General features: G+C 49.1%; 22 protein-coding genes and 2 pseudogenes. 7 read left to right on the top strand and 17 right to left on the bottom strand.

Annotated features, from left to right (window positions below; translation table 11 throughout):
• Nucleotides 1-196: 196 nt before the first annotated feature.
• Entirely contained in the window at nt 197-925 is a 729-nt protein-coding gene (locus tag EDM55_RS16570; RefSeq protein ID WP_092275903.1) for an endonuclease/exonuclease/phosphatase family protein, read from the bottom strand.
• A 17-nt stretch (nt 926-942) separates the two neighbouring features.
• The gene (locus EDM55_RS16565; protein WP_122960825.1) at nt 943-2,655 is read right to left on the bottom strand and encodes a sigma 54-interacting transcriptional regulator; all 1,713 of its coding nucleotides are present in this window, start codon (nt 2,653-2,655) and stop codon (nt 943-945) included.
• Between the two features lie 186 nt (nt 2,656-2,841).
• On the opposite strand from EDM55_RS16565, the gene EDM55_RS16560 reads away from it, so the two are divergent.
• Nucleotides 2,842-4,368, top strand: a complete 1,527-nt coding sequence (locus tag EDM55_RS16560) for an alpha/beta hydrolase domain-containing protein (protein WP_246070942.1) — start codon at nt 2,842-2,844, stop codon at nt 4,366-4,368.
• A gap of 59 nt (nt 4,369-4,427) precedes the next feature.
• Here EDM55_RS16560 and EDM55_RS16555 read toward each other — a convergent pair whose 3' ends face one another.
• The 3 genes from EDM55_RS16555 to EDM55_RS16545 all read right to left on the bottom strand — a co-directional run bounded on the left by EDM55_RS16555 (nt 4,428) and on the right by EDM55_RS16545 (nt 6,667).
• Nucleotides 4,428-5,066: a FusB/FusC family EF-G-binding protein gene (locus EDM55_RS16555; protein ID WP_122960824.1), complete on the bottom strand. Its 639-nt coding sequence runs from the start codon at nt 5,064-5,066 to the stop codon at nt 4,428-4,430.
• 155 nt (nt 5,067-5,221) lie between these two features.
• Complete coding sequence (locus tag EDM55_RS16550; RefSeq protein WP_122960867.1) at nt 5,222-5,485, bottom strand: CD3324 family protein; 264 nt, start codon at nt 5,483-5,485, stop codon at nt 5,222-5,224.
• Between the two features lie 291 nt (nt 5,486-5,776).
• Entirely contained in the window at nt 5,777-6,667 is an 891-nt protein-coding gene (locus tag EDM55_RS16545; protein WP_122960823.1) for a fumarylacetoacetate hydrolase family protein, read from the bottom strand.
• A 182-nt stretch (nt 6,668-6,849) separates the two neighbouring features.
• On the opposite strand from EDM55_RS16545, the gene EDM55_RS16540 reads away from it, so the two are divergent.
• The gene (locus tag EDM55_RS16540) at nt 6,850-7,962 is read left to right on the top strand and encodes an N-acetylmuramoyl-L-alanine amidase family protein (protein ID WP_122960822.1); all 1,113 of its coding nucleotides are present in this window, start codon (nt 6,850-6,852) and stop codon (nt 7,960-7,962) included.
• A 101-nt stretch (nt 7,963-8,063) separates the two neighbouring features.
• Here the strand turns inward: EDM55_RS16540 and EDM55_RS16535 are convergent, their stop codons facing one another.
• The 7 genes from EDM55_RS16535 to EDM55_RS16505 form a co-directional block, all read right to left on the bottom strand.
• Complete coding sequence (locus EDM55_RS16535) at nt 8,064-9,425, bottom strand: PepSY-associated TM helix domain-containing protein (protein WP_122960821.1); 1,362 nt, start codon at nt 9,423-9,425, stop codon at nt 8,064-8,066.
• Between the two features lie 38 nt (nt 9,426-9,463).
• On the bottom strand, nt 9,464-10,192 hold the full coding sequence (locus EDM55_RS16530) for an ABC transporter ATP-binding protein (RefSeq protein WP_122960820.1): 729 nt from the start codon (nt 10,190-10,192) through the stop codon (nt 9,464-9,466).
• A gap of 3 nt (nt 10,193-10,195) precedes the next feature.
• On the bottom strand, nt 10,196-11,002 hold the full coding sequence (locus EDM55_RS16525) for an ABC transporter permease (RefSeq protein WP_122960819.1): 807 nt from the start codon (nt 11,000-11,002) through the stop codon (nt 10,196-10,198).
• A gap of 22 nt (nt 11,003-11,024) precedes the next feature.
• Nucleotides 11,025-11,579 carry a nitrous oxide reductase accessory protein NosL gene (locus EDM55_RS16520; RefSeq protein WP_122960818.1) on the bottom strand — a complete coding sequence of 185 codons (555 nt, stop codon included), beginning with the start codon at nt 11,577-11,579 and terminating at the stop codon, nt 11,025-11,027.
• Nucleotides 11,576-13,009: a right-handed parallel beta-helix repeat-containing protein gene (locus EDM55_RS16515; protein ID WP_246070943.1), complete on the bottom strand. Its 1,434-nt coding sequence runs from the start codon at nt 13,007-13,009 to the stop codon at nt 11,576-11,578. The genes EDM55_RS16520 and EDM55_RS16515 overlap by 4 nt, the downstream gene beginning before the upstream one ends.
• Before the next feature lie 198 nt (nt 13,010-13,207).
• A complete protein-coding gene (locus EDM55_RS16510) occupies nt 13,208-13,687 on the bottom strand; it encodes a YbaK/EbsC family protein (RefSeq protein ID WP_122960817.1) in 480 nt (159 codons plus the stop codon).
• A gap of 31 nt (nt 13,688-13,718) precedes the next feature.
• On the bottom strand, nt 13,719-14,276 hold the full coding sequence (locus tag EDM55_RS16505) for a helix-turn-helix domain-containing protein (RefSeq protein ID WP_122960816.1): 558 nt from the start codon (nt 14,274-14,276) through the stop codon (nt 13,719-13,721).
• A gap of 261 nt (nt 14,277-14,537) precedes the next feature.
• Here EDM55_RS16505 and EDM55_RS16500 point away from each other — a divergent pair, with 261 nt between their 5' ends.
• On the top strand, nt 14,538-15,350 hold the full coding sequence (locus tag EDM55_RS16500) for a DUF6492 family protein (protein WP_092275935.1): 813 nt from the start codon (nt 14,538-14,540) through the stop codon (nt 15,348-15,350).
• A gap of 52 nt (nt 15,351-15,402) precedes the next feature.
• On the opposite strand, the pseudogene EDM55_RS16495 reads toward EDM55_RS16500, so the two are convergent.
• The 3 genes and pseudogenes from EDM55_RS16495 to EDM55_RS16485 all read right to left on the bottom strand — a co-directional run bounded on the left by EDM55_RS16495 (nt 15,403) and on the right by EDM55_RS16485 (nt 17,807).
• Nucleotides 15,403-15,992, bottom strand: a pseudogene (locus EDM55_RS16495) (SDR family NAD(P)-dependent oxidoreductase).
• Between the two features lie 177 nt (nt 15,993-16,169).
• Nucleotides 16,170-16,433: a helix-turn-helix domain-containing protein gene (locus EDM55_RS31465; RefSeq protein WP_326245083.1), complete on the bottom strand. Its 264-nt coding sequence runs from the start codon at nt 16,431-16,433 to the stop codon at nt 16,170-16,172.
• Between the two features lie 183 nt (nt 16,434-16,616).
• Nucleotides 16,617-17,807: an acyl-CoA dehydrogenase family protein gene (locus EDM55_RS16485; RefSeq protein ID WP_122960815.1), complete on the bottom strand. Its 1,191-nt coding sequence runs from the start codon at nt 17,805-17,807 to the stop codon at nt 16,617-16,619.
• A gap of 21 nt (nt 17,808-17,828) precedes the next feature.
• Between EDM55_RS16485 and EDM55_RS16480 the strand changes: the two genes are divergently transcribed.
• The 3 genes and pseudogenes from EDM55_RS16480 (at nt 17,829) to EDM55_RS31030 (ending at nt 19,905) form a co-directional block, all read left to right on the top strand.
• Nucleotides 17,829-18,806, top strand: a complete 978-nt coding sequence (locus EDM55_RS16480) for a LysR family transcriptional regulator (RefSeq protein WP_311133299.1) — start codon at nt 17,829-17,831, stop codon at nt 18,804-18,806.
• A pseudogene (locus tag EDM55_RS31035) lies at nt 18,790-19,383 on the top strand (GNAT family N-acetyltransferase); the annotation flags it as partial. The gene EDM55_RS16480 and the pseudogene EDM55_RS31035, both read left to right, overlap by 17 nt.
• A 96-nt stretch (nt 19,384-19,479) precedes the next feature.
• Nucleotides 19,480-19,905 carry a GNAT family N-acetyltransferase gene (locus EDM55_RS31030; RefSeq protein ID WP_258957920.1) on the top strand — a complete coding sequence of 142 codons (426 nt, stop codon included), beginning with the start codon at nt 19,480-19,482 and terminating at the stop codon, nt 19,903-19,905.
• A 150-nt stretch (nt 19,906-20,055) separates the two neighbouring features.
• Here EDM55_RS31030 and EDM55_RS16470 read toward each other — a convergent pair whose 3' ends face one another.
• Nucleotides 20,056-20,403 (bottom strand): VOC family protein, encoded by a 348-nt coding sequence (locus EDM55_RS16470; protein ID WP_092275947.1) that lies wholly within the window; start codon nt 20,401-20,403, stop codon nt 20,056-20,058.
• A gap of 97 nt (nt 20,404-20,500) precedes the next feature.
• A complete protein-coding gene (locus tag EDM55_RS16465) occupies nt 20,501-20,956 on the bottom strand; it encodes a LysR family transcriptional regulator substrate-binding protein (RefSeq protein WP_246070944.1) in 456 nt (151 codons plus the stop codon).
• A gap of 2 nt (nt 20,957-20,958) precedes the next feature.
• On the opposite strand from EDM55_RS16465, the gene EDM55_RS16460 reads away from it, so the two are divergent.
• A complete protein-coding gene (locus EDM55_RS16460; RefSeq protein ID WP_122960813.1) occupies nt 20,959-21,984 on the top strand; it encodes an MFS transporter in 1,026 nt (341 codons plus the stop codon).
• The last annotated feature ends 141 nt before the right edge of the window (nt 21,985-22,125 follow it).

Raw genomic sequence — 22,125 nt, 5'->3', positions numbered from 1 at the left:
GAATATTTTTATTAGTTAGAAAAATATATTGTAATGATAGATTGTGAAAATTACTTTCACAAATTCAATTATTTTATATCTCGTATAAAGTTATCCTATGAAAGCGATTTAGCAAGGAAGGTTAGTTACCCATCTTGTCCAAATGAAAAGAACCTCCGTGAAGAGCTCAGCAGTCGCACTCCATTGAGGTTCTTTGCTAGTTTCCCTTCAAGCGCTCTCCAACCTTTACCACCACAGGCACATGGTCGCTCCATTCCCGCCACTCTTCGTATGTTCCTATTTGAACGGACTCTACTCTCTCGATCCACTCGACAGGCAGGAAGCAAAAATCGATATGATAGCCCTTCTCCCGATGGTGATGAAAATAGTAGGTTGGAACTGATTCCTGGCCATGTTCCTCCTGAAAAAAACAGTGGTACGTACTTTCTACCCCGTACTCCTTCAGCATTTGGACGACTGCCGTATGGTTTCCGACACGCGGAAGAGCATCCCAAATGGCGTTGCTGTTTAAATCCCCTACTACGAGACAGGTTTCCTTTTGCAATAGCATCTGGTACTGCTCCAGAGCCAAGAACAGCTGCCCGATATAGCCCTGCTTTCTATCTTTGTGATCCTTTGTCCAAACGGCCAACAGCGTGAAAGACTCCAAGCCTGTCACGCAGATAGGAACAACCCAGCGAAACCGTGGGTCGTAGGCAGGATGAACGGTAAGTGAATACGCGGAAGTACTGAATACACCGAGTCCTTTGTGCAGATTGTCGCCAAACCAGAGAGCGTTTGGAAACAAGGAAGTGTGTTTATCACCTAGCCGCTCTAGTGATTCGCACTCCGAAATGACGGCGATCTCGGGGCGAAACCGCGCAAGCTTCTCCACTTTTTTGCGAAAGGCCTGCCGACAGTTCCATGCGACGATGCCGATGTTCATCCATGATCTCTCCTCGCCTAGGTAACATCCATCCCCAGCTTCTCCAGCTTCCGATACAGGCTCGCCCGATGAATCCCCAGCAGGCTCGCTGCCTTTACCTTATTCCCCTCTGCCTTCTCCAATGCCATGGCGAGCACCTTCTTCTCTGTCTTGGCCAATTCTGCCTCCAGATCCAGTGTCAGACTCTCTCCGTTGACTACGACCTTTCTCTCCTGCAAATAAGCCGGCAGATGCTCTGTCTCAAGCAACCCATGATCGGCCAGCTGGATCGCTCTCTCCAGCACATTGTGCAGCTCCCTGACATTTCCCGGCCAGCTGTGGGAGAGAAAGACATCCTCCACTCTTGGGCTGAGCCCTGTCACGGATGTATACAGCTCGCGATTCAGCTTCTGGATCAGGTGCTGTGCCATCGCGATGATGGAACCAGTCTGTACGCGCAGGGGTGGGATGCTGATCGTAAAGACATTGAGTCGATAGTACAGATCTTCGCGAAAACGCCCTTCCTCCATCAGCTTTTCCAAAGGGCGATGCGTCGCTGCAATCACGCGGAGATCAACTTGTGTGGGACGCGTGGCTCCGATCCTTTCTACCTCTTTTTCCTGGAGCACTCGCAGCAGCTTTACCTGCATATCCAGCGGCATATCCCCGATCTCATCCAAAAACAGTGTGCCGCCATGCGCCAGCTCGACCTTGCCTGGCTTGCCTCCTTTTCGCGCCCCAGTGAACGCCCCTTCCTCGTACCCGAACAGCTCTGCTTCCATGAGGTCTTTCGGGATAGCCGCGCAATTGACTCGGACAAACGGACCTTCCGCACGGGCACTGACACCGTGGATCGCCTGCGCAAACAGTTCTTTTCCTGTGCCGCTCTCCCCCAGAATGAGGATGGAGGAACGCGAGGAAGCCACTTTTTTTGCCAAATGGATCGTCTCTTTCAACAAATGGTGATCTGCAAAAATCGAATCAAAGGAATACCGGGTCCCGACTACCCGCTTCAGCTCCTGACGGTAGTAATCCAGCTTCCGCTCCATGATGTTGTAGCGATCCACCATGCTGCGCAGCTCACGCAGGTCGTTGAAAATCACTTTTCCCATCGCGCCAATAATCTTGTCGTCCTCGCGCATCGGCATGCGGCTCACGATGATATCCCGATTTCCTACTCTCATCAGGTGTCCGAGCTCTGCTTTCCCCGTCTCCATGACTTGAGGCAATCTGGTATTCTCGATCACTTCGGTAATCGGTTTTCCGATCGCCTCTTCCATCGTCGTTTCCAGAAAGTCGCAGTACGCTTGGTTGATCATCGTGACGATTCCGTTTCGATCACACATCACGATACCGTCATACAGCTGCTCGACCAGCTCCCGAAACTGATGGAGCTCCCGTTCTTGCTCCGAAATTTTTCGCGTCGCCGCCTCATAGGAGGTAATGTCCTGAAAGACAGAAATGGCGCCGATGATTTCGCCTTCCTCTACGTAAGGAATCCGGTCCACGAGCAGCGTTTTATCGCCGAAACGGATTTCCACCCGCAAGCTCGCTTTGCCATCCCGTACGACCTGCATGATGTCTGCACCCGGTGTAATTCTCGAGACGTGATGCTGCCTGACTTCCGAGAGCCTCAGGCCCAGTAGCTGACAGCCAACCTGATTGACGTGAAGAATCATTCCCTCCCGATCGATGATCATCATGCCGATTTGCAGCGAATCGAGAAAACGAAGGAATTGGGGGGTGAGCATATACGTACCTCCTCGTCGCAACTGTAGCAAAAATACGTCATGTCGCAAAAACGCGCCATTCTGTATGCTTCACTTTTGCGACACTTCTGGTTTAAGGGCGCATGAAACCTCTCCATTTCAATTCGGTACGATCCTTGCTTCTCCTAGCAGGATATTGGAACCGCTTTCAACCCAAAGGAGGAACGTATGAAAAGAAACTGGATGTCCCACTCGCTCGCTGCTCTGCTGCTCTCCACCCTTGCCATTACATCCTATCCCGTCACCCAGGTCCATGCTGCCTACTCTCCCGTCATCCCCGGCGCACACAGTGTGACCGTGACCTCATTTGACGGGAAAGCGGAAAACTGGCTTACCACGAAAAATCCGTTACAGTATGCTGCCGCGACCCAGTTTGGCAACATCGGGCTCGCTCCGTACACATGGGGCTATAAGGATGATCAGAGCGGCTGGTATCGCATGTACCAGCCCGCCGAGGTAGCCGGAACGCAGGTCAATGGCATGTTTGAGGATGCAAAATTCGTCATCCGCGTCCCCGCCGATTGGAATGGAAAGCTCGTCGTCGCAGGCATTCCAGCCACACGCAACGAAACCTCCACCGATCTTTTATTCAGTGACTATGTACTGGAAAAGGGCTTTGCTTTTGCTGCCATCGATAAAGGCACACAGGGTGAGATCGATCCGAACGATCCCTTAGCCAAAAACAAAAACGCGCTCGTGTCCGAGGATGATTCCCTCCGTGAATGGAACCTCCGCTATCGGCAGGTAACCAAAGCGGCGCAAGCTTACTTGGCCAGCCATTATTCTGACCTGCTCATTTCAAGCAAGGACAGGAAAAACCCTGCCAGCAAGCTCGTTTCCAAAAATCATCCGGTCCCTACCTATGCCGTGGGTATCTCCAACGGCGGCTACGTCGTCCGCTACGCCTTGGAAAATGACGATCCGAAAAAGACGAAGGAGCCAAAGCTCTACGATGGAGGCGTAGACTGGGAAGGCGTCCTGTGGCGTGCGAAAGAAGCCAATCTCATCTCGACATTGACCCCTGTTGTCAATCATGCCCAAGCAGCCATTTTCGGCTCTGGCGCAGAAAAGGAAAAGGCGGCAGAAGCACTGTACGCTGCAGGCGTCCCCAAGGGCTCTGAAAAGCTGTGGGCCTACCATGATCAGGTCTACTGGTTTATCAGCCTGAATATTTACCGGGACGAGTTTGATCCAAAGGCACCACGCCATCTGGACTGGCGCGACTATTTGAATTTCGATCAAAACGGGCTGCGCGACCGCAGTCATGACGACGTATTTGCAAGCTACGATTACTTCAAAAGACCGAGCAGTGTGAAAAACAACGTCGCCGCGATCGAGAACACGGGAAATATCAACGTTCCTCTCATTACGGTCGCCGGCTCCTGGGACACGCTCATCTTCCCTGATGTGCATGCGAAAGGATATGAGGAGCTCGTGAAAAAAGCCGGGAAAGGAGATTTGCATCGCCTGTACATGGTTGAGAAAGGAAATCACGTCGACAGCCTCGTCTGGAGCAAATCGGACCCGGATCAAGAGCTGCAGCCCCTTCTCCCCTACGTCCATCAGAGCTTTGACATGCTCATCAAATGGGTGGAAGAAAACGACAAGGCACCAAAGAGCAAGACCATTCCTACCCCACAAGACAACACGCAGGTCATCGATCTGGAGACAGGAGAGGAAATCCAGCCTTACTAGGGACACTCTGAGAAAGAAAGAAGACCGAGCTTGCTGACGTCAGCGCTCGGTCTTGTTTTTTACTGCGTCATCATCCGGACAAAATCGTCCAGCTTTTCGATCATGGTAATCTGCTGATTGCAGGATTGACTGTCTTGGCATACATAGTTCCCTCGTTTGAGATAAGAACCGTCACCCGAGCTTTTGATTTCCGTAATAAACATGCCCACTTCATCCAATCGGTTGCAAATTGCACACATTCCTTTTTGGTTCATGGGGGTAAACGTACCGTTAAAGCCGACCAGCTTCCCTTGGTATTCTGCGATGACGAATTTCTTTTGCGTTCCGTCATCCTGCCAGCTGACATAGGAATGCTCCTGCAGATTCAAGTCTTTGATAGAAGGTGCCTTGAGCTTTTTCGCTTTTGGGAAAAGCTTTTTCAGCGTTTGATCGGTAATGACGGGAAAAGGGATGACGTATGGCTGCAGCTCGGACAAATACCGTTTCACATCTGCCGTCTCGGCAATCTGTGCAATCGGATAAAGAAGCTGCTGCTGCTCTTCGCTCAGCACGGGAAACAGGTTTGCCACATTTTCTTTGGCGATATCCTTGCGTGCTCGGTGTACACTCGCATCGCTGCTGGAGGAAAGTCCATTCAGCAGGATCTTGATTTGGGCTTTTATATAATTGTATTGATAGCTCTTCATAAAGGGGGGCATTTTTCTCACTCCAATTCCTGTGTGCGTGTTTGCTCTTTTAGACTACACGCTCCACGCAAGGCTCGAAAGGGAGAAGACGATTGGGAAATAATCTTGGCATACACAAAAAAGCACTGTGCGCATCTAACGCATACAGTGCTTTTATCATTTCTGGTTCATTTCGTATACACGATTTTTTTGATCGTCTCCACGGAAAGGCAATGCTCGACAGCCAGCTGATCAATGGAGCTTCCGCATAAAAAAGCCGTTTTGATCGCACGGTTGCGGTCGTCAATCAGCTTTCTTCCACCTGAGCGAGTCCCCCATTTCTGATAGGTACCCTCCGGCTTCGGAATATAAATCGTCTCGCCTTGCACGTATTTCTGGATTTCCTCGATCAGCTTTTCCGGTAGGATCGCGGTTGCATTCACATATTTCATTTCTGCCAGCCCCTTATTTTGAATGAAAGAAAATAAGGATGCAAAGCCAAATGAATGGAAATTCGCTACGCTCATGGGCGATAGTGAATCAGATTATCTGCCCCATGCAAAGTATCGCCTCTTCCATTTCAGGCTTTGCATGAGTGGCTGCAGTATCCGGCAAACAAACGTGATTTGCCATCCCTTACACCTCCGTCGTTCGTGAAAAATGGCTGCTATTAGCTAGTATAATGCAAATTTGAGTCTTTTGCATCTCGTTCCTTTTTCCATGTGTCAGCTGCGCTTAGGCGCTTAGGCTTGGCGGAATGTATTCGTCAGTCTCCCCAGCTTTTCGATTTCGACGGAGACGACATCCTGATCTTTGAGCCAAACCTGTTTCTCTACAGGAAAGCCGGTAATGACTCCCTCCGGTGTGCCTGTAAGGATCACGTCTCCCGGTAGGAGAGGAAAATGCCTGGAGATGTAGCTAATGATTTGGGAGCAAGAGAAGATCATATCGGATGTGTTGGAATTTTGACGCAGCTCCCCGTTCACATAGGTACGAATCTGGAGCTGGTCAGGATTACCTACTTCGTCGGCACTGACTAGGTAGGGCCCGATCGGACAAAATTTATCGCAGGTTTTGCCCAAAAGCCATTGGGAGGTCGCAAACTGCAGGTCACGAGCAGACACATCGTTGGCACTGCAATACCCGTACACGTAGGATAGCGCTTCCTCTTCCGTGACGTTGCTCGCCCGCTTCCCGATGACGATCGCAAGCTCTGCTTCGTAGTCGATCTTTTCGGACTCTTTCGGCAGTGGTACGTCCTCTCCATGCCCCGCCAAGGCGTTGGCAAACTTGCTGAACAAAATCGGGGTTTCCGGATATGGCAGGTTGCACTCATCCGCATGTTTTCGATAGTTCAGCCCTACACAAACAATTTTCGAAGGCTTTGGTACGACTGGAGCAAGCTCCAGCTCTTCTTCCTGCAGAAACAGGCTCTCGTCTTGGTATGCTGCATCTGTTAGCTTGTCCAGCAGCTGCCGACTTTTGTCCCCTCCGTCGATGAGAGCTTCGATGGTCACAGGTGCATCGCTCCACTCCGTAAATCGGCTGGCTGCCGCCTGCACGTCCAGAATGCCCCTCTCTGTGCGAACTCCCAGGGCAATCCCATCCTGCTTGTAAAATGAGACGGTAATCATGACTGAATCCCTCCTACTGTTCGACCTACTCTTTCGCAGATTCGGCATCCATCCACACAAGTCCTGCAACGCGACCGTCTGTAACTTCCTTGTCCAATTCAGGAAGAAATGCCCTACACGAAACGGAAAAGGTTTCCTATAATGATCTGCAAAAGATTCCCATCCATTCGTGAGGAGAAGCCATGAAGAAGATTACTAGCAAAGCAGCTCTCATCACCGCCATGCTGCTATCCACCTCCCTGCCACTTCCTGAACAAACCTCTGCTGCATCCATGGACAGCGCCATTGTTTTGGCTACTTCGTTGAATGTGCGCAGCGAGCCTGCCCAACAGGCAAGCATTGTAGGATCCCTTCCTTACGGTACTATCGTCTCCGTAAGTACAGAGTCATATGGATGGGCAAAAATCAGTGCAGGCAAAACAGCAGGATGGGTCGCCGGGCATTATTTGAAGAACACGGACGGCGTGTCCAACCCTGCTCCCGCACCAGCCAGCAAGCCTGCCCAGAAGACGGGCTCCGTTTTAGCCGATGCCCTGCGGCTGCGGACCGGCCCTGGACTGGATCAAGGCGTGATTCGTGTACTGCCGATGAATACATCTGTTACGATCCTTGGTCAACAAAACGATTGGCTGCGTATCCGTCTAGCTTCCGGGGAAACGGGCTGGGTATCCGGAGCCTATATCGGTAACCAGAAAAGTGCTGCATCCGCTGCTTCCCAAGCCAGCCACTTCCAATCAGCCGGAAAGCCAGGTCTGAAAGGAAAGCTCATCGTCATCGATGCCGGCCATGGTGGAAGTGATGTGGGGGCCATTGGTACCAAATATGGCACCTTGGAAAAGACGATCAATCTGCAAACCGCGAACAAGCTGGCCCAACTGCTCCGGCAAAAAGGAGCCGTGGTCGTCATGACAAGAACAGGGAATGATGAAAATCCAGCGTTGCACGATCGGGTGAGTATCAGTGAACAAAAGGGAGCCGATGCCTTTATCAGTATTCACTACAACTCCTCCCCGAAGAAGGTAAACGGAACCTTGACCTTCTTCTACTCCGATCAAAAAGACAAGCCTTTGGCCCAAGCCATCGAAGCCCGCCTCGGACAGGTCTATGGAACCAAGAGCAACGGGATTTCCTTTGGCAACTACCACGTCCTGCGCGAAAACGATCAGCCCTCTGTTCTTCTCGAGCTGGGCTTTCTGACGGATGCCAAAGATGAGGCGCTGGTACGCACAGCCGACTATCAGCAGCGCTCGGCGGATGCGATCGTGAAAGGGCTTAGTGACTACTTTGGAGAGTAGGTATTGAGAGCTTGCTGCCAAAAGGGTAAAAGAGCGGATAGAGAGGAAGCTAGCCACTTCCTTCCCTATCCGTTTCTTTTTTTCGGGAAATGCAGTGCTTTCTACGAAGCCGTCAAATCCCTCTTGTTCCCTTTATTCATGAAGTGCATCATCCCTTCCAGAATGACCACCAGTATGAGCGACAAACCAAATAAGGGCATAATCACTCCCAATCCCACCATCAAGACAAGGAAACTGATGGATACGCTACTGGAGGCTTTAGGTGGAGCAGAAAACGATCCTTCTTTCTTCCGAGACAGCCAGGACTTAAATCCCCAAAAAATGACGAGGAGAAAAGATAGGCAAACGACCAGGTTTATGAGTTTATTGGGCCAGCCGAATAAATGTCCTTCATGCAAGGGGATTCCCCATGTGAACCATTTTGCTAAAATGCCGTAATCCTCATAGCCCACTTTGGAAATCAGCTTTCCGCTGTATTGGTCAAAATAGGTTGTGACTTCTTCATAGGGACTTACATCGAGGCCCGTTACTCCCGTATTGCTGCCTTTTGATACCGTGAATACGCCCTCTTCATTCTTCGGATACACAATGGAATAAGGTTTGGAAATCTGTTCCTTTTCAACCTCTTGCATTAACTGCTGGATACTGATCATGTTGCTGTTGTGTGTCATCATACCAGCCATATTCCCGTGATGCGCATGGGATTGATTGGATGTGGGGGCCTCATTTTTTCGTGTGGCCCAAGGAATTTCACTCATATCTGATGTTGGTGGCTGTTGCTTTAATAGCGGGTTACCAATGGAAGGATATTCTTGAGCAGCTGAGTAAATAAAATTGCCCATAAATGCAGACCAAGGCAAGCCGGTAAAAATAATGACAATCATAGGAATGGTAATGATGGTACCGATTAACGCATGCCACTTTTTGTTTTTTTGCTGCTTGGTAAGGTTTTGTTTCATCTTCAATATTTTTCCTCTAAAGGTCATGTAAATACCGGAGATCAGCAAGAAGATTGCCCAGCAGGCAGCCAATTCCACTAAATAGTTGACAACAGTTCCACCTACAAATAATGAGCTATGCGATTCTCTCATCACGTTCGAGAATGTATACTTGGCGTCCTGGCTGCCGACAACCTCATAATTCTCATCTAAAAATACGTATTTTTGGTCGCCATCGTTATTTGTCATCGTCAGACGTGTATTATAGGGCTCATCCAAAACAATGACCTTGGAGACTGAATAGTCCTTGAACTGCTCTACCGCCTTCTCAATCCCTTTATCAATGGTTAATGCTTCTGAATGATTGCTTTTTCCAAAGAACAGGTCATCGTAAGCGCGATTTTCTACATCTGTATAAAATAAATAGCCAATGCCCGTTAACGTTAATGTAATCAAGAGTGGTGTGATAAAAAAGGCTGCATAGAAATGCCAGCGCCAAAAACGATTATAATGGCTCACTTTCATGTATAACCCTCCGTTATGAGAATAAGCAAAGCTGATTTTTACTTCTGTAAGGTAGGCGTAAACAGATCGGCAAACGCTGCGTATAATCCAAGCGCCCCGTACTCTGCCTGATATTCCTGTATGGAGCTGTCTCGTACGACATGCCCGTTCATCAGGAAGATCGCCCGGTCGGCAACTGTATCAGCGACCTGCAGCTGATGTGTCGAAAACAGGACGGACTGGCCTGCTTGTTTTAAATCCCGAACAAGATCGACGAATGCATCCATCCAATAAGGATCAAGCCCGTTTGTCGGTTCGTCCAGAACGACGAGAGCTGGTTTGGCTAAAATGGCTTGGGCAAACAGCAGACGCTGCTGCATTCCCTTCGAAAACTGGGTAACCCGTTTGTTTTTCACCTCCTCCAGTCCGACTGCACGGAGAGCCTTATCGGCGACATCCGCTGTTTTCCCTCGCAACGCAGCGTAGAAGCGAATCGTTTCACGCGCAGACAAACCAGCGGCAAAGTTAAAATGATCCGGCATGTACCCGATCTGCTGCAGGTAATCCACTCGCTGATCGACATGGGTCTTCCCGTTCAATGAAATTTTTCCAGAAGTAGGAGACAGAATTCCGACGATCATGCGCAGAATCGTACTTTTCCCCGCTCCATTCCCACCGCAGAGAGCGACTACCTCACCTGGCTGTATCTGCAGATCGAACGGCTGAACAATCACTTTGTCCGCTATCTTCTTCGTAGCTTGCTGTATTTGTAATCCGTTCGTTGACATGTGCTACCTCCTTTCCCATGCCTTGCTCGCGATAAACATGGTGACCCCGATCCACCCGATGATGAGTCCACCGAAGATGACATCGCCCAGAGGGGAATCAATCCAATACATCCACTTGTAATATTCAGGACCAAAGATCGAGCCCCCGCCCAAGCGTGCGACAGAATAAATACGCACGAACTCAGCGGGATTGAAAAACGTCGCAAGTTGCAACAGAGGCCTGATCCACGTATATGGAACAAAACTAAGCAGAGAAATGAGAAGAGTCGGCCAAGCCAGAATCAGGAAAAACCAAACAGCAACCCCCATTGTGAGAGCCTGCCAGCGATTTTTACTGAGAGCACCTATGACAATCGCCACCCCTAAAAACAAAAGGATGATAGACACCGAAAAGACAAGCAGAAACAAGAGCGCCGTGAAAGAGAAACTTTTACCCAAAAGAACGCCCGCTACGCCTGACAGACCATATCCAAAACAGACAATCGCGATCAGCACGATTGCTTGCCCCACGTACTTTCCAAACAAAAACGAGGTTGTGGTCATGGCATACGTAGATAATAGCTGCCAGTTACCCTCCTCTTTTTCCGCAGTCAGGGAAAAAGAAGAGAGGAGCATGGTCATCAATGGCAGCAAGTACAAAATGAGGTTCAGCATGGTACCCGTGGAGTACGTGTAGCCATCCAGAAAGCTCTGCGACTGGATCACCAAAAGCCCCAAGCTGAACAAAGTGAACAAAGCGAGAAAGGAGTACGACCACGGATTACGAAAACCGACAGTCACTTCCCGTTTGGCGATAAGCTCGATGTGCATGATATTCTACTCTCCCCTGTCATTAATGGGACGAATGCTGCATCGTTCCTTCCGAAGATTTGTTGTTGTCCTGATTCATGTTCATGTCCATATTCATATCCTTGTGTTCACTCATCGTCCGTTCCCAGGTATGGCTTTTGAGACTATCAACACTCATCACGGTGCCCGTTTTTTGTTCTTGTACAAACTTCTCCGCCGCTGCTTTGTCCTGGAAGGAGAGGATGCCGTATCCCATCGGTGTTTTATATGTCTTGTCATAGGCAAAAGCTGCCTGTTCTTCCTTCAACCACTCTGCTGTGTAGTAATCGCGCACGAACTGTGTATCTACTTGCTCTGTTCCATTCTTTTCAGTCCATTCATGCATGCATCCAATATCATCAAACTTCAACACTTTTCCATCCTTGAGAACAAGCTCTGTCGCGTGCTGGTCATTGGCAACATGCATGTGGCATATATCACATTTGTCCACCCCTTCTGCGATCTCAACAGGCTGAGCCTCTTGTTTACCGCAGCCGATGACAAACAAACTAATCCCAACTACCGCACCCATAATGGTGGTCCATGTTCTTTTCTTCATTGCCGTTTTCCTCCCTTATACATAATCGTTGTACTGCCTGCGAGAAGGAGCAACCCCAGTATCCCGGTTGCCCATGGAGTGCCGGATGCTTGATCCTTCGCATTCATAGAAATTGCTACTAAAGGACTTTCATCCCGAATCACGGTATTTGTTCCGGAAGAGAAAAGGTTCTCTAAAAAAACGAACCCTGGTGCCTGAAAAAAAAGCTGGTAAGGCGGTACAGCATCCGTCAATGCTAGGTAAAAGGGATTCATTTCGTAAGGAAGCTCACTGCGCCCATCCCCATTCGTGTCGAGCGTCTGCAAATTATCCCAGTAGTTTCCGCGAAAAGAGTCCGTGGTACTATCCTGGGCTTGGGCCTGAATCACGTTGGAGATGAACAGGTTTTCTGTAAACGTATTCGCTGACGACGCTTTCACCTGCATTCCGATGAAATTCAGCTTGAGTCGATTGTCTCTAATTTCAATGCCAGTCGAGTTTTCCAGATACAACCCCACTCGGTTGCCTTCGATAAAATTGCTTTTAATCTGTGAATCGGTCACGGCATACAAGAGGATGCCTTGTGCACTCGGGTTGTTTTTCTGTTTGAAGAACTGATTGTTTAGAACGGTAGCTTGCGTTGTTTCCATCAACATCGCGCCCGTTACGTTCTCGCTGCCGGTATTCTCTTGCAGCAGCGTCTTGGCAGTTCCCATGAAGTGGTATCCGTAACGTGATGTCTCGACCTTGTTTTGGACGATCTGGTTGCCGTTGCTGTTTTCCAGATAAATACCATCAAAAACATTGGTGATTTGGTTTGCAACGATTCGATTTTGATGGGATCGGAACAAATCGATACCGTTTCCTTTGCGAGCCGGGACATTCTGTGCTGAGGCTGCTACCTTGTTCGCAGACGAAGCTCCATGACTGGCATGATCATGCACAGCCCCACCGTAGATACTCTGCTCCTTAACCTTACCCGTGACACTGATGTTGTGCAGAGTATTATTCGTTGCCTCTCGCAGCTGAATCCCCGTTCCCATTGTCTTGATGCGAACTTGCTCGAGAACATTGTGACTTCCCTTTAAAACGAGGGAGGCTTCAGCACTATTGACTCGTTTGTCCGAGATCGCAATGCCTTTGAGTGTGACATGATCACTGCTGATCACGACCACTGGTTCATCTTTTGGATCAGGTGAAGGATTTGAGATGATGACAGAGCCTTGGGCGACCAACGTAATCGGCTTGGCAATACGAATGGGACCCGTGTACATGCCCTCTGGTATTGTCAAAAATGAGCCGGGAAGTGCTTGGTCTATTTGTTTTTGCAGCGCGTCCTGTTCAATAAATCCTGTAGCTGACACACGAACAGGGAGAAGTTGGAAAAGGATGAGAAAAGCGCCGATTGACAAACGAAAATAAATAGACCACTGCTTCCAACCTCGTTGCAAGGTGAATCCCCCCTTCGACGACTTACTATTGTGGAGCTATCACAAGCATATCAGCACATGACTATTTTCAAATGACTCAACCGGGCTATGAAAAATGGCAAAAAACAAAACGATTGGAACAAACAGCCTGGCCAAATAGAAAACCATCCCACGCACTGACGTGTGGGATGGTTCTTGTTTACTCTGTATGCGAATTAGCTATTTGATCGGCAATACTCGCCCGCCTGTCATTTTGAGCAGCTCATCGGGCGTCAGTTGGAAAACGGCTTTCGGATGCCCTGCCGCTGCCCAGATCGTCTGGTACCGAAACAAATCCTCGTCCACGATCGTCTCGATCGCCCCCGTGTGGCCAACCGGCGCGACACCTCCTATGACAAAGCCCGTCCTCTCCCGTACGAAATTGGCATCAGCTTTTCCCAGCTCGTCCTCTACATACGTCGAGATGAGCTTTTCGTTTACTCGGTTCACGCCGCTTGCCACGACGAGCAGGGGGCGCTCGGACTTTTTCAGGCGAAACAGGATCGACTTGGCTATTTGCGCAATCTCGCATTCGATAGCGCTTGCGGCCTCCTGCGCCGTTCGTGTGCTGTCTGGCAGTTCTACGACCTCATTGGTGTATCCCAGCTCTCGCAGCACATTCTGGACACGCTGCGCACTCTCTTTCATTCCCTGACTCACTTCGATTCCCTCCCCTTATGCTTTTGGTAAATTACGCTTCCGGATAATGCATGATGACCTGTATCGTAGTTTCCTGCGCGGACAGATTCTTGTAGCAGTGCGGAACATTGCCAGTAAAACGGATAGCCTCACCTTTGCCCAGTGAATAGATCTCCTCCTTTACCTGGATCGTGAAGCTGCCAGATTGGACAGTGATGTATTCGAGCACGCCATCGTTATGTGGCGAGGAGCAATAGTTAGCTCCCGGGCTTAGTACGATGGTGAAGATTTCCATAAGCGTTTGCGGGTCAAAGGGAAACAGCAGGTAGACCTTGCATCCTCCCTCGTCCTCCGTGATGTCCGGCTGCAATCCTGGAATCACGATCGACACAGCTGTCTTCTCTTCTTTTAACAACGAGGAAAAGGAGATGTTCAGTCCGGTCGCAATCTTCCAAACCGTCGTCACTGTGGGGGTCACTTCCCCCCGTTCGATCTGATGCAGCATGCCTTTCCTGACATGGGTGGCGCTTGCTACCTTATCCAGACTGAGCCCTCGCTGCTTTCGGATACGCTGCAGGTTATGACCGATGCGAATATGTATGGAATCCACGTTTGCGACGATACCCCCTCTCGTTCAATTTATTATACAAATATACTATTATAAAAGAAAATCTTTGTCTTACCTCTTCAGCAATCAGCCGCCAATAGGGGAGAGCCGTTTCCCTAGACAAACATCCATTTCGCAACTTTTCCATATATGTCTTATTCACCCCAAGAAAGAAAATCATATCCTATCTGGAAAGTCGGACACCCTAGCCTACCTGTTCAGACACGTATGATTGAAACTGCCTCGCGAAAAGGAGTTGGGACGTTGAGACGTTCAGCGAAAAGCGCCTTCAACAGCTCTATCAAAATTGATGTTCTGATCCCGGCTATTGAGAAAGATCTTGGCACTCTCCCCTATGTCATTGACAGTATCCGTAAGCAAGTGAAGCATCCCCTAGGTAAGATCATGGTTGTATCGCCACCAAGCAAGCGAATCCAGGCCCTTTGCCGTCGTAAAAACTGCACCTTCATCAATGAAAGACGTGTCCTACCGATTACCAAAAAGGATATTCGCTACCAAACCAAGCGCACGAATCGCTCAGGCTGGCTGCTCCAGCAATTGTTGAAGCTGGCGGGAGGAAGTTTGACCAAACGAAGGTATTATCTCGTGATAGACGCAGACACCATCCTCATCCGCCCTCATGTCTTTCTCGTCAAGGGAAAAACCATTTTTTACTGCCGTAACTGGAGTCGTCCCGCTTATTTTCGCACATATAAGAAATTGCTGGGGACCAAGCCAACCGCCTCGCGCTCTTTCGTTGCCCACTATATGCTGTTCGACAAATCGAAGCTCTCCCGGCTGAAGCGCAAAATTGAGGCCAGACATAAAACTAGGTGGTACTGGGCGATTATCAAGAAAACCAACAAACAGAGTTATGCTGGTTTTTCCGAGTTTGAAACGTACGGTAATTTCGTGAAAGCTCACTACCCCGGACAATTGGTTATAAGAGGTTCCCTTAATAAAAGCTCCTCTTCAAAACCGGCATCACTGACTAGTAAACGAATCAAAAAACTTGCCAAGAAATATAGGTCCATCTCCTTTCACAAACGCCGCTGGTATATCCGGAAGAAGGCTTGAGAAAATGAAGAGCTGCTGGATCTTCTCCAGCAGCCTCTGATGTGATTTTCTGTTAAAAAATCGTTGGCACCATCCCTCCGTCCATACGGATTGGCGAACCTTTAAAAGCCGTTGCATATGGGCTGGAGAGAAATGCAACCAGCCTGCCTATTTCAAAAGGCCTGATAAACCGCTGTAATTCGGATTGGGGCAGGTTTGCAGCCATAAACTGATTCTCCTTTTCCGAAAATGGCAGATCATCGGGAAACAAACGATCAATGATTTGATATACATTTTCGGAAAGCGTTGGTCCTGGCATGATTGTATTGGATGTCACTTCTGTTCCTTTCGTTTGTTTAAGACGTCTTCATAGGACATGATTTCATAAATGCCCATATTATTAACGAGAATATCCACAGAAGGATATTTCTCAAATAAAGCTTCTCTCTGCTGCCTATCGACTATATCGGCCGTAGCATTCTGAGGAGAAGTAGCCGGGAATTCCGCCTTCAATTCATTTACGATTCGTTCTACCTCTTCATGATTTCGTCCATTTACGAGGACATTGACGCCTTCTCTGGCAAGCTCAATGGCAATTGCTTTTCCGATGCCCCTCGTCGATCCCGTTACGAAAGCTGTTTTGTTCCTTAATCCCATATCCATAACTCTTGTCTCCTTTGTTGTCATTCACGGCAAGCTGACTAGAAGTTGATCTGGGAACATCCTTGTGCCCCGGATAGAGATTATCGTACTTTGTCTGGATCGTTCGGTAACTAGCGTACAACGCCAAATTTCTTGCTTCATCCGCCAAGCATGCTTGGCAACGACTAGGTCAACGAATCAGCAACTCGGGTTTGAACCGAAATATGCGGACCGCCAATTTGACGGGGTATCACCTTCCCATAGTCGAAAGGCCCGGTAAAACGAGTTTTGATCCTCATACCCGATTAAGAAAGCTACTTCCCAGACGCTATAATATTGGGAAATGGTGACTGCAGTTGGTTCTGTGAGAATGGTGATTGGTAGGCGCGCTTTGCGAACGACATCGTATGGGTCAATCCCTAGTCGTTGCAATCCAGCCCAAAACCCCGTCGGGACATTCATACGGTTTGATCTCATACGTCTGGATCTCCTTTAGCTACTGATCGCCTGTCTCTTGTGCAGACTATCCTACACCATCACATTCTAATTGGGAATACAAATGATCGCGGTCTAAAACAGTTGGTATGAAAATACTGGAGGGATTTTCCTTCCCCCGGACTACCGCTTTTTCATTTCTCTCATCGATCAGGAAAGCCGGGAATCCTTTTCGTTCAGAGGTAATCCCAACTCCAGCTTGCCGAACATCTCCCCTAGGTGATCCATGTTAAAGGTGATGTGCATAGCCGATGCCTGGACATCTCTCCAGTAGCGTTGAAGAGGATTGGCTTCAAACATGCTGCCTGCGCCACTCGACTCCATCATGGTCTTCACGGCTTGGTTGCACAGCCTCGCTGTAAAGCCGTAATTTCGCCGTAAACGCAAGCGTTCGTACGTATCGATCGGCCCACCTGTTTCCAGTCTTGACAGTGATTTTTCAAACAGCGCTTGGGCGGCCTCCAGGGTCGCAGACACCTTTGCGACGCGAATTTGCTGATGGGTAAAGTCAGCCACCTTGGCATTTCGTACGGTGGACTTCCCTTTGATTCCATCTCTCCACAGCTCATAAGCCCCCAGGCTTGCCCCCATCAGCGCGGACGCGAGACTCACGGGAATCACTGCATACAGCGGATGCTTGTACAGTTCATTGTCAGACAGCTGACTTCCGGGCCCTTCTCCCTTTTGGCACCAGGCCACCATATCAATCGTTCGGTGCTCTGGAATAAATACTTGCTGTACACGGAGATTGTTGCTCCCTGTTCCCTTTTGCGCGATCGTCTTCCAGGTGGGAAGAATCGTAAAATCGCTTTTGGGTACGAGCATCATCATCGCCTGCGGAGATACGTCAGGATCACTGGCAGCCGCGTGGGCAAAGATCATGGCCCAGTCACTGTGATCGATTCCCGAGGAGAAGCCCCATTCTCCATCGACCATGTATCCTCCGTCTACCCGCACGACCCGATTGGCAGGCGAACCGCCAAAGGAGGAGGCAATACATGCATCTGGATCCTCTCCCCAAACGTCTCTTTGCGCCTCATCTGGATAATAAGCGAGCATCCAGGAATGCAGCACCAGTAACCCAAAGCACCAGCCAGCGGAAGGATCGGCTTTTGCAATCTCACGTGTCGTTTGGTACATCGTGTCAATCCCCAGCTCAGATCCTCCCCACCGCTTGGGCATGAGCGCACGGATCAGTCCGGCATCGCGAAACGCCTGTATCGTTTCCTTTGGCTGACAGCGAAGCTCTTCAGAGAGAGCTGCCCGGGAGCGGATCGCCGGCAGCATTTCGCGGACGAGCTCCATCGCTTTCTCATGAGTAAGGGACTGTAAACGTTGCATCGTAATTTCCTCCCGACTTTTATGTCCTTATCAATCATGGTACACCTGGACACACGCAGAGCTGAAATATCCGATCGTTATTCCGTCATAAGCTTTCCTTATTACGAACTTACTCAAATGCGCCTCTGTGTTATCATAAAACAAAGCTTTCTCTCGAAAATAGACACAGGAGGCAAAGATGGACATCCGTCAGCTTCGCTATTTATTGCCGTCGCCGAGCACTTGAATTTTTCCGAGGCCGCACGTAGCCTTTTCGTCGCTCAGCCCGCCATTAGCCAACAGATCGCGTATCTGGAAAAGAAGCTGGGCGTCAAGCTGTTCATCCGCAGCAAGCATTCCGTCGAGCTGACACTGGTTGGAACACTCTTTTTAAAAGATGCCCGCGAGATTGTGCAGCGCTTGGAGGAGTCGGTCGAGAACGTCCGTCTGGCAGAAGAAGGAAGGATCGGAACCATTCGCATCGGTCTTTTGAGTGTTTCGGTACGGTCGTTTCTCCCACTGGTCGTGAGGTCCTTCCGCAAGAAGTATCCCAACATCCACATTCATTTTGCTTTTTACAACGTAGGAGAAATCAACAAAAAGCTGGAGAGAGATGAAATCGATCTCGCCTTTACCCTGTCGCACGGACTGGGCAGCATGAAAGGAATCGCTTACCAGAAGCTTTGGGCGCAGCCGTACTGTGCCATCCTGCCGCATGATCACAGACTTGCCGCGAGCACTTCTCTGCGTCTTGAGCAGCTGTCCACCGAGCCCTTCGTGATGCTGGATCGTTCCCAGTCGCCTCAAGGCTATGATCACATTTTGACACTATGTGCAAAGCATGGCTTTTCCCCTGATATCGTCAGCCACGCTTCTCGTATCGATGCTGTCATGCTCATGGTCGATGCCGGGATCGGAATTACGGTCCAATCCAAACATGTCCAGATGTATGCTACTCCCAGCCTCCGCTTGATCGATCTGGAAGGGGACGGATACGAAGCTGATGTCGTCGCCTGCTAGAAGAAAGACACCCCAAACCGCTCCATCGTCTTGTTCATGGAGGAAGTCGCCAGGCAGCTGGAGAAATAGTGGACCAATTGTGTCTTTGTCAAAACGAAAGGCTGTGATTCCTATCGCTCATCATCTCTTTGTCGATGCGAGGATCGAAACCGAAAGACTCCTCCTTCGTCCCTATCAGCCCGATGATGCCCACGACTTGTTTCTAGCCGTATCGGGTCAGCATTTCTATGATTTCATCCCAGGAGAAAGCACCCCTACCTTAAAAGAGGTACAAGGGATCATAGACTGGTCCATCTCCTGCTGCGAGCGCAATACCAAGGAGCAAATCCATAAATTCAATCTAGGCGTCATCTGCAAGGAAACCGATCGTCTCATCGGGTACTGCGGGCTCGGTCCCTACGATCTCGACCCTACGAAAATAGAAATCTATTACGGAATCTCGGAACGCTATACGGGTCGGGGCTTTGCTACAGAAGCGGCAGCAGCCGTTCTTTCCTATGGACTGGATGTACTGGAGCTGGACGAAATCATCACCACTGTGCATCCGCAGAACCACGCCTCCCTACGGATTCTGCAAAAAATCGGAATGAGCTACTCTCACTCCCTGCATAACCTGCCCGAGGATTTCTCCGATTTTGAATCCTACAGTTATTACTCGATCAAAAGGGAAGGCCTGCCGCGGAAATTACACATTTCCAGTGAAACGACGCAAGCAGATAAAGACTACGTGCGTAAAAAAATGTACGTCTTCAATGCAGCACACTTCCCTGCCGAGCTGAAAGGGAGATATCAGGAGGTCAATCTTTTCGTCAAGAATGCGCAAGGAGAAGTTCTTGGCGGCTTGCTCGGTGAGATCTGCTGGAACTGGCTCGAGGTGCACTACTTATATGTGAGCGATGAGCTTCGCCAATCCGGTTATGGCACCAAGCTCATGCGGGAAGCAGAAAGAATCGCCCGGGAAAAACAGTGTGACTTCATCAAGCTGGATACGCTGAGCTTTCAGGCATTGGATTTCTATCGCAAGCTGGGCTTTGAGGTGTACGGGCAGCTGCCCAATGCTGGAGGGTATACGCATTACTATTTGAAGAGGGATTTGTGAAGGGTTTGTAGACCGGCTCTTGGTCAAGGTGTTGTGGAGAGGAGGAAAAGGGAGAACGCACTAGCTTTTTTCCCTTTTTCCTCGGCATGCTTCACTTCTGTCCTTTGAAAAAACAATGGTTCCTTTTTATTTAGGTAAATTTCCAATCGATTACTTCTCCCAAAGCTCGACCAATCGACCTTCAGGATCTTTAATCCAAACAAACTTTCCAAATTCACTACTCTCTTTTTCCTTTGCGAGAGGCACACCCATATGTTCAAGATGCTGGATCGTCTCGTTTAGATCATGTACTTGGAAATTGAGCATCACTTGTTGCTCTGTTGGAAAATAGCTGTCATCCTCGGCAAAGAAAGAAAAGATCGTCTCATTTCCTGATTGGGGTTTTATCACAGTCCCATTCCAATTTTCTATGTCAAGCTTCAGCACTTCGCTATACCACTTTTTCACCGCTTCCAGATCCTTCGTTCTCCAAAATACTCCTCCGAAACCTTTAATCATCGTATCCAGCTCCTGTCTGCGTTTTTAATTTTTGCTATCCGATTCATGAGAGATTCGAGAATGGCAGGTATGTTCCTTTTCCGACAAGCTCAGCGTTCTACTGCCTGATTTGCTCAATAAAATGCCGAGCTGCCATTGAAAGGAAGTGGTCCTTTAGCCAAATGATCCCCGATGCGGCGCTTAAATGCGTGTCATCAATCCTCGTGGCTTTCAACTCGTGTCCCTTGTGCATTTTCAGCACAATCTCGGGCACGATCGTTGCCGCGAAACCCGATGAAACCAGTTCCAACAGCATGGGAATATCCGAGCATTCGGACAACAGATTTACTTCCAATTTGCGACGGCTAAATTCCTCCACGATCATGTGGTAGACCCCTAAGCCTTCGGTACTCGGCAAAATCAGCGGATAGGCCTGCATGACGGAAAAATCATCGAGCTCCAGCGGGAAGCGTACGATCGTCAGCTGGATCACCCTTTCCTTTACCATCTTGCAGAGCTGAGCCGACTCGTTTTGCTGGATTTTATAGGTAATGTGTGGATAACGCTTTTTCACCCATGGCGGGCAATTTCGCCGATAGGTACGGTCGAAAGCCTTTGATTGTCCTCGGGCTGAGCTTATTCTCCCTCTCCAATTTCTCGGCAGCACTTGCTGACGATCTGATGCTTTTGTTCGTATCACGCTTAATTGGTGGAATTGGCTCTGCTGCTCTGGTGCCGTCCATCATGGCTTATGCAGCGGATATTGCAACGAACGAACAGCGCACCAAAGCCATGTCGTATATCGGAGCGTCCATGTCCTCCGGTTTTATTATCGGGCCAGGTGTCGGAGGATTACTCGCTGAGTTTGGCATGCGTACGCCCTTTTTCGCATCTGCGTGCATCGGTGTTCTGGCGATGATCGGCAGCATGGTCTTCTTACCCGAGTCACTATCGTTGGAACACCGTATGACTCGACAACAATCCCGGGATAAAAAACCCAACGTTTTCCTGCAGCTTGCCCTGTCGATCAAGTCTCGCTTTTTCGTCCTACTATTCCTTGTCTTCGTCCTTACCTTTGGCCTTACTCACTTTGACGCGATTTATCCTTTATACGTGGTTCAGAGCTATGGCTTTACCAGCCGTGACATCGCTATCTTGTTTACCTTATGTTCGTTGATGGGTACGTTCAATCAAATTATGCTGACTACCAGGCTCATTCGACGCTTCGGGGAGAAGAAGACGATTAATTATACATTGCTATTGTCTTCGATCTCGTTCGTCCTTTTGCTACATTCAGGGAATTTCTGGTATGTCATGTTTATCACGATGCTGTTTTTCACCTGTAACAACATCTTGCGGCCAACGATCAACACGCTTCTCTCCAAGGGAGCCGGGGAAGAACAAGGATTCGTCGCTGGAATGAACAATGCTTACATGAGTCTGGGAAATATTTTTGGACCCTTACTTGCCGGCATTCTGTTTGATGTTCATATCCATTTGCCTTATCTGTTTGGAGCATTGGTCCTTTTAACTGCCCACTTCGTCTCCGTCAAATGGATTGAGAGGAAGGAAACCGTCACAAGCATTGCAATGAATGAATAAGAAAACCCGTAGCGAAGCTTAACGGGGACTATCATCCGTGAATGCGGATTTTGTGTTTTTCAGCAGCAAAAAAGCCATTCCTTTACGGAATGGCTTTGTCATTCATTCAAAACTGGCTCTGCATGTTTGCTAAGTATGTGT

This window comes from Brevibacillus centrosporus (assembly GCF_003710815.1).
GTDB classification, from domain to species: Bacteria; Bacillota; Bacilli; order Brevibacillales; family Brevibacillaceae; genus Brevibacillus; species Brevibacillus centrosporus.
This window is presented reverse-complemented; position numbering and strand designations above follow the sequence as displayed.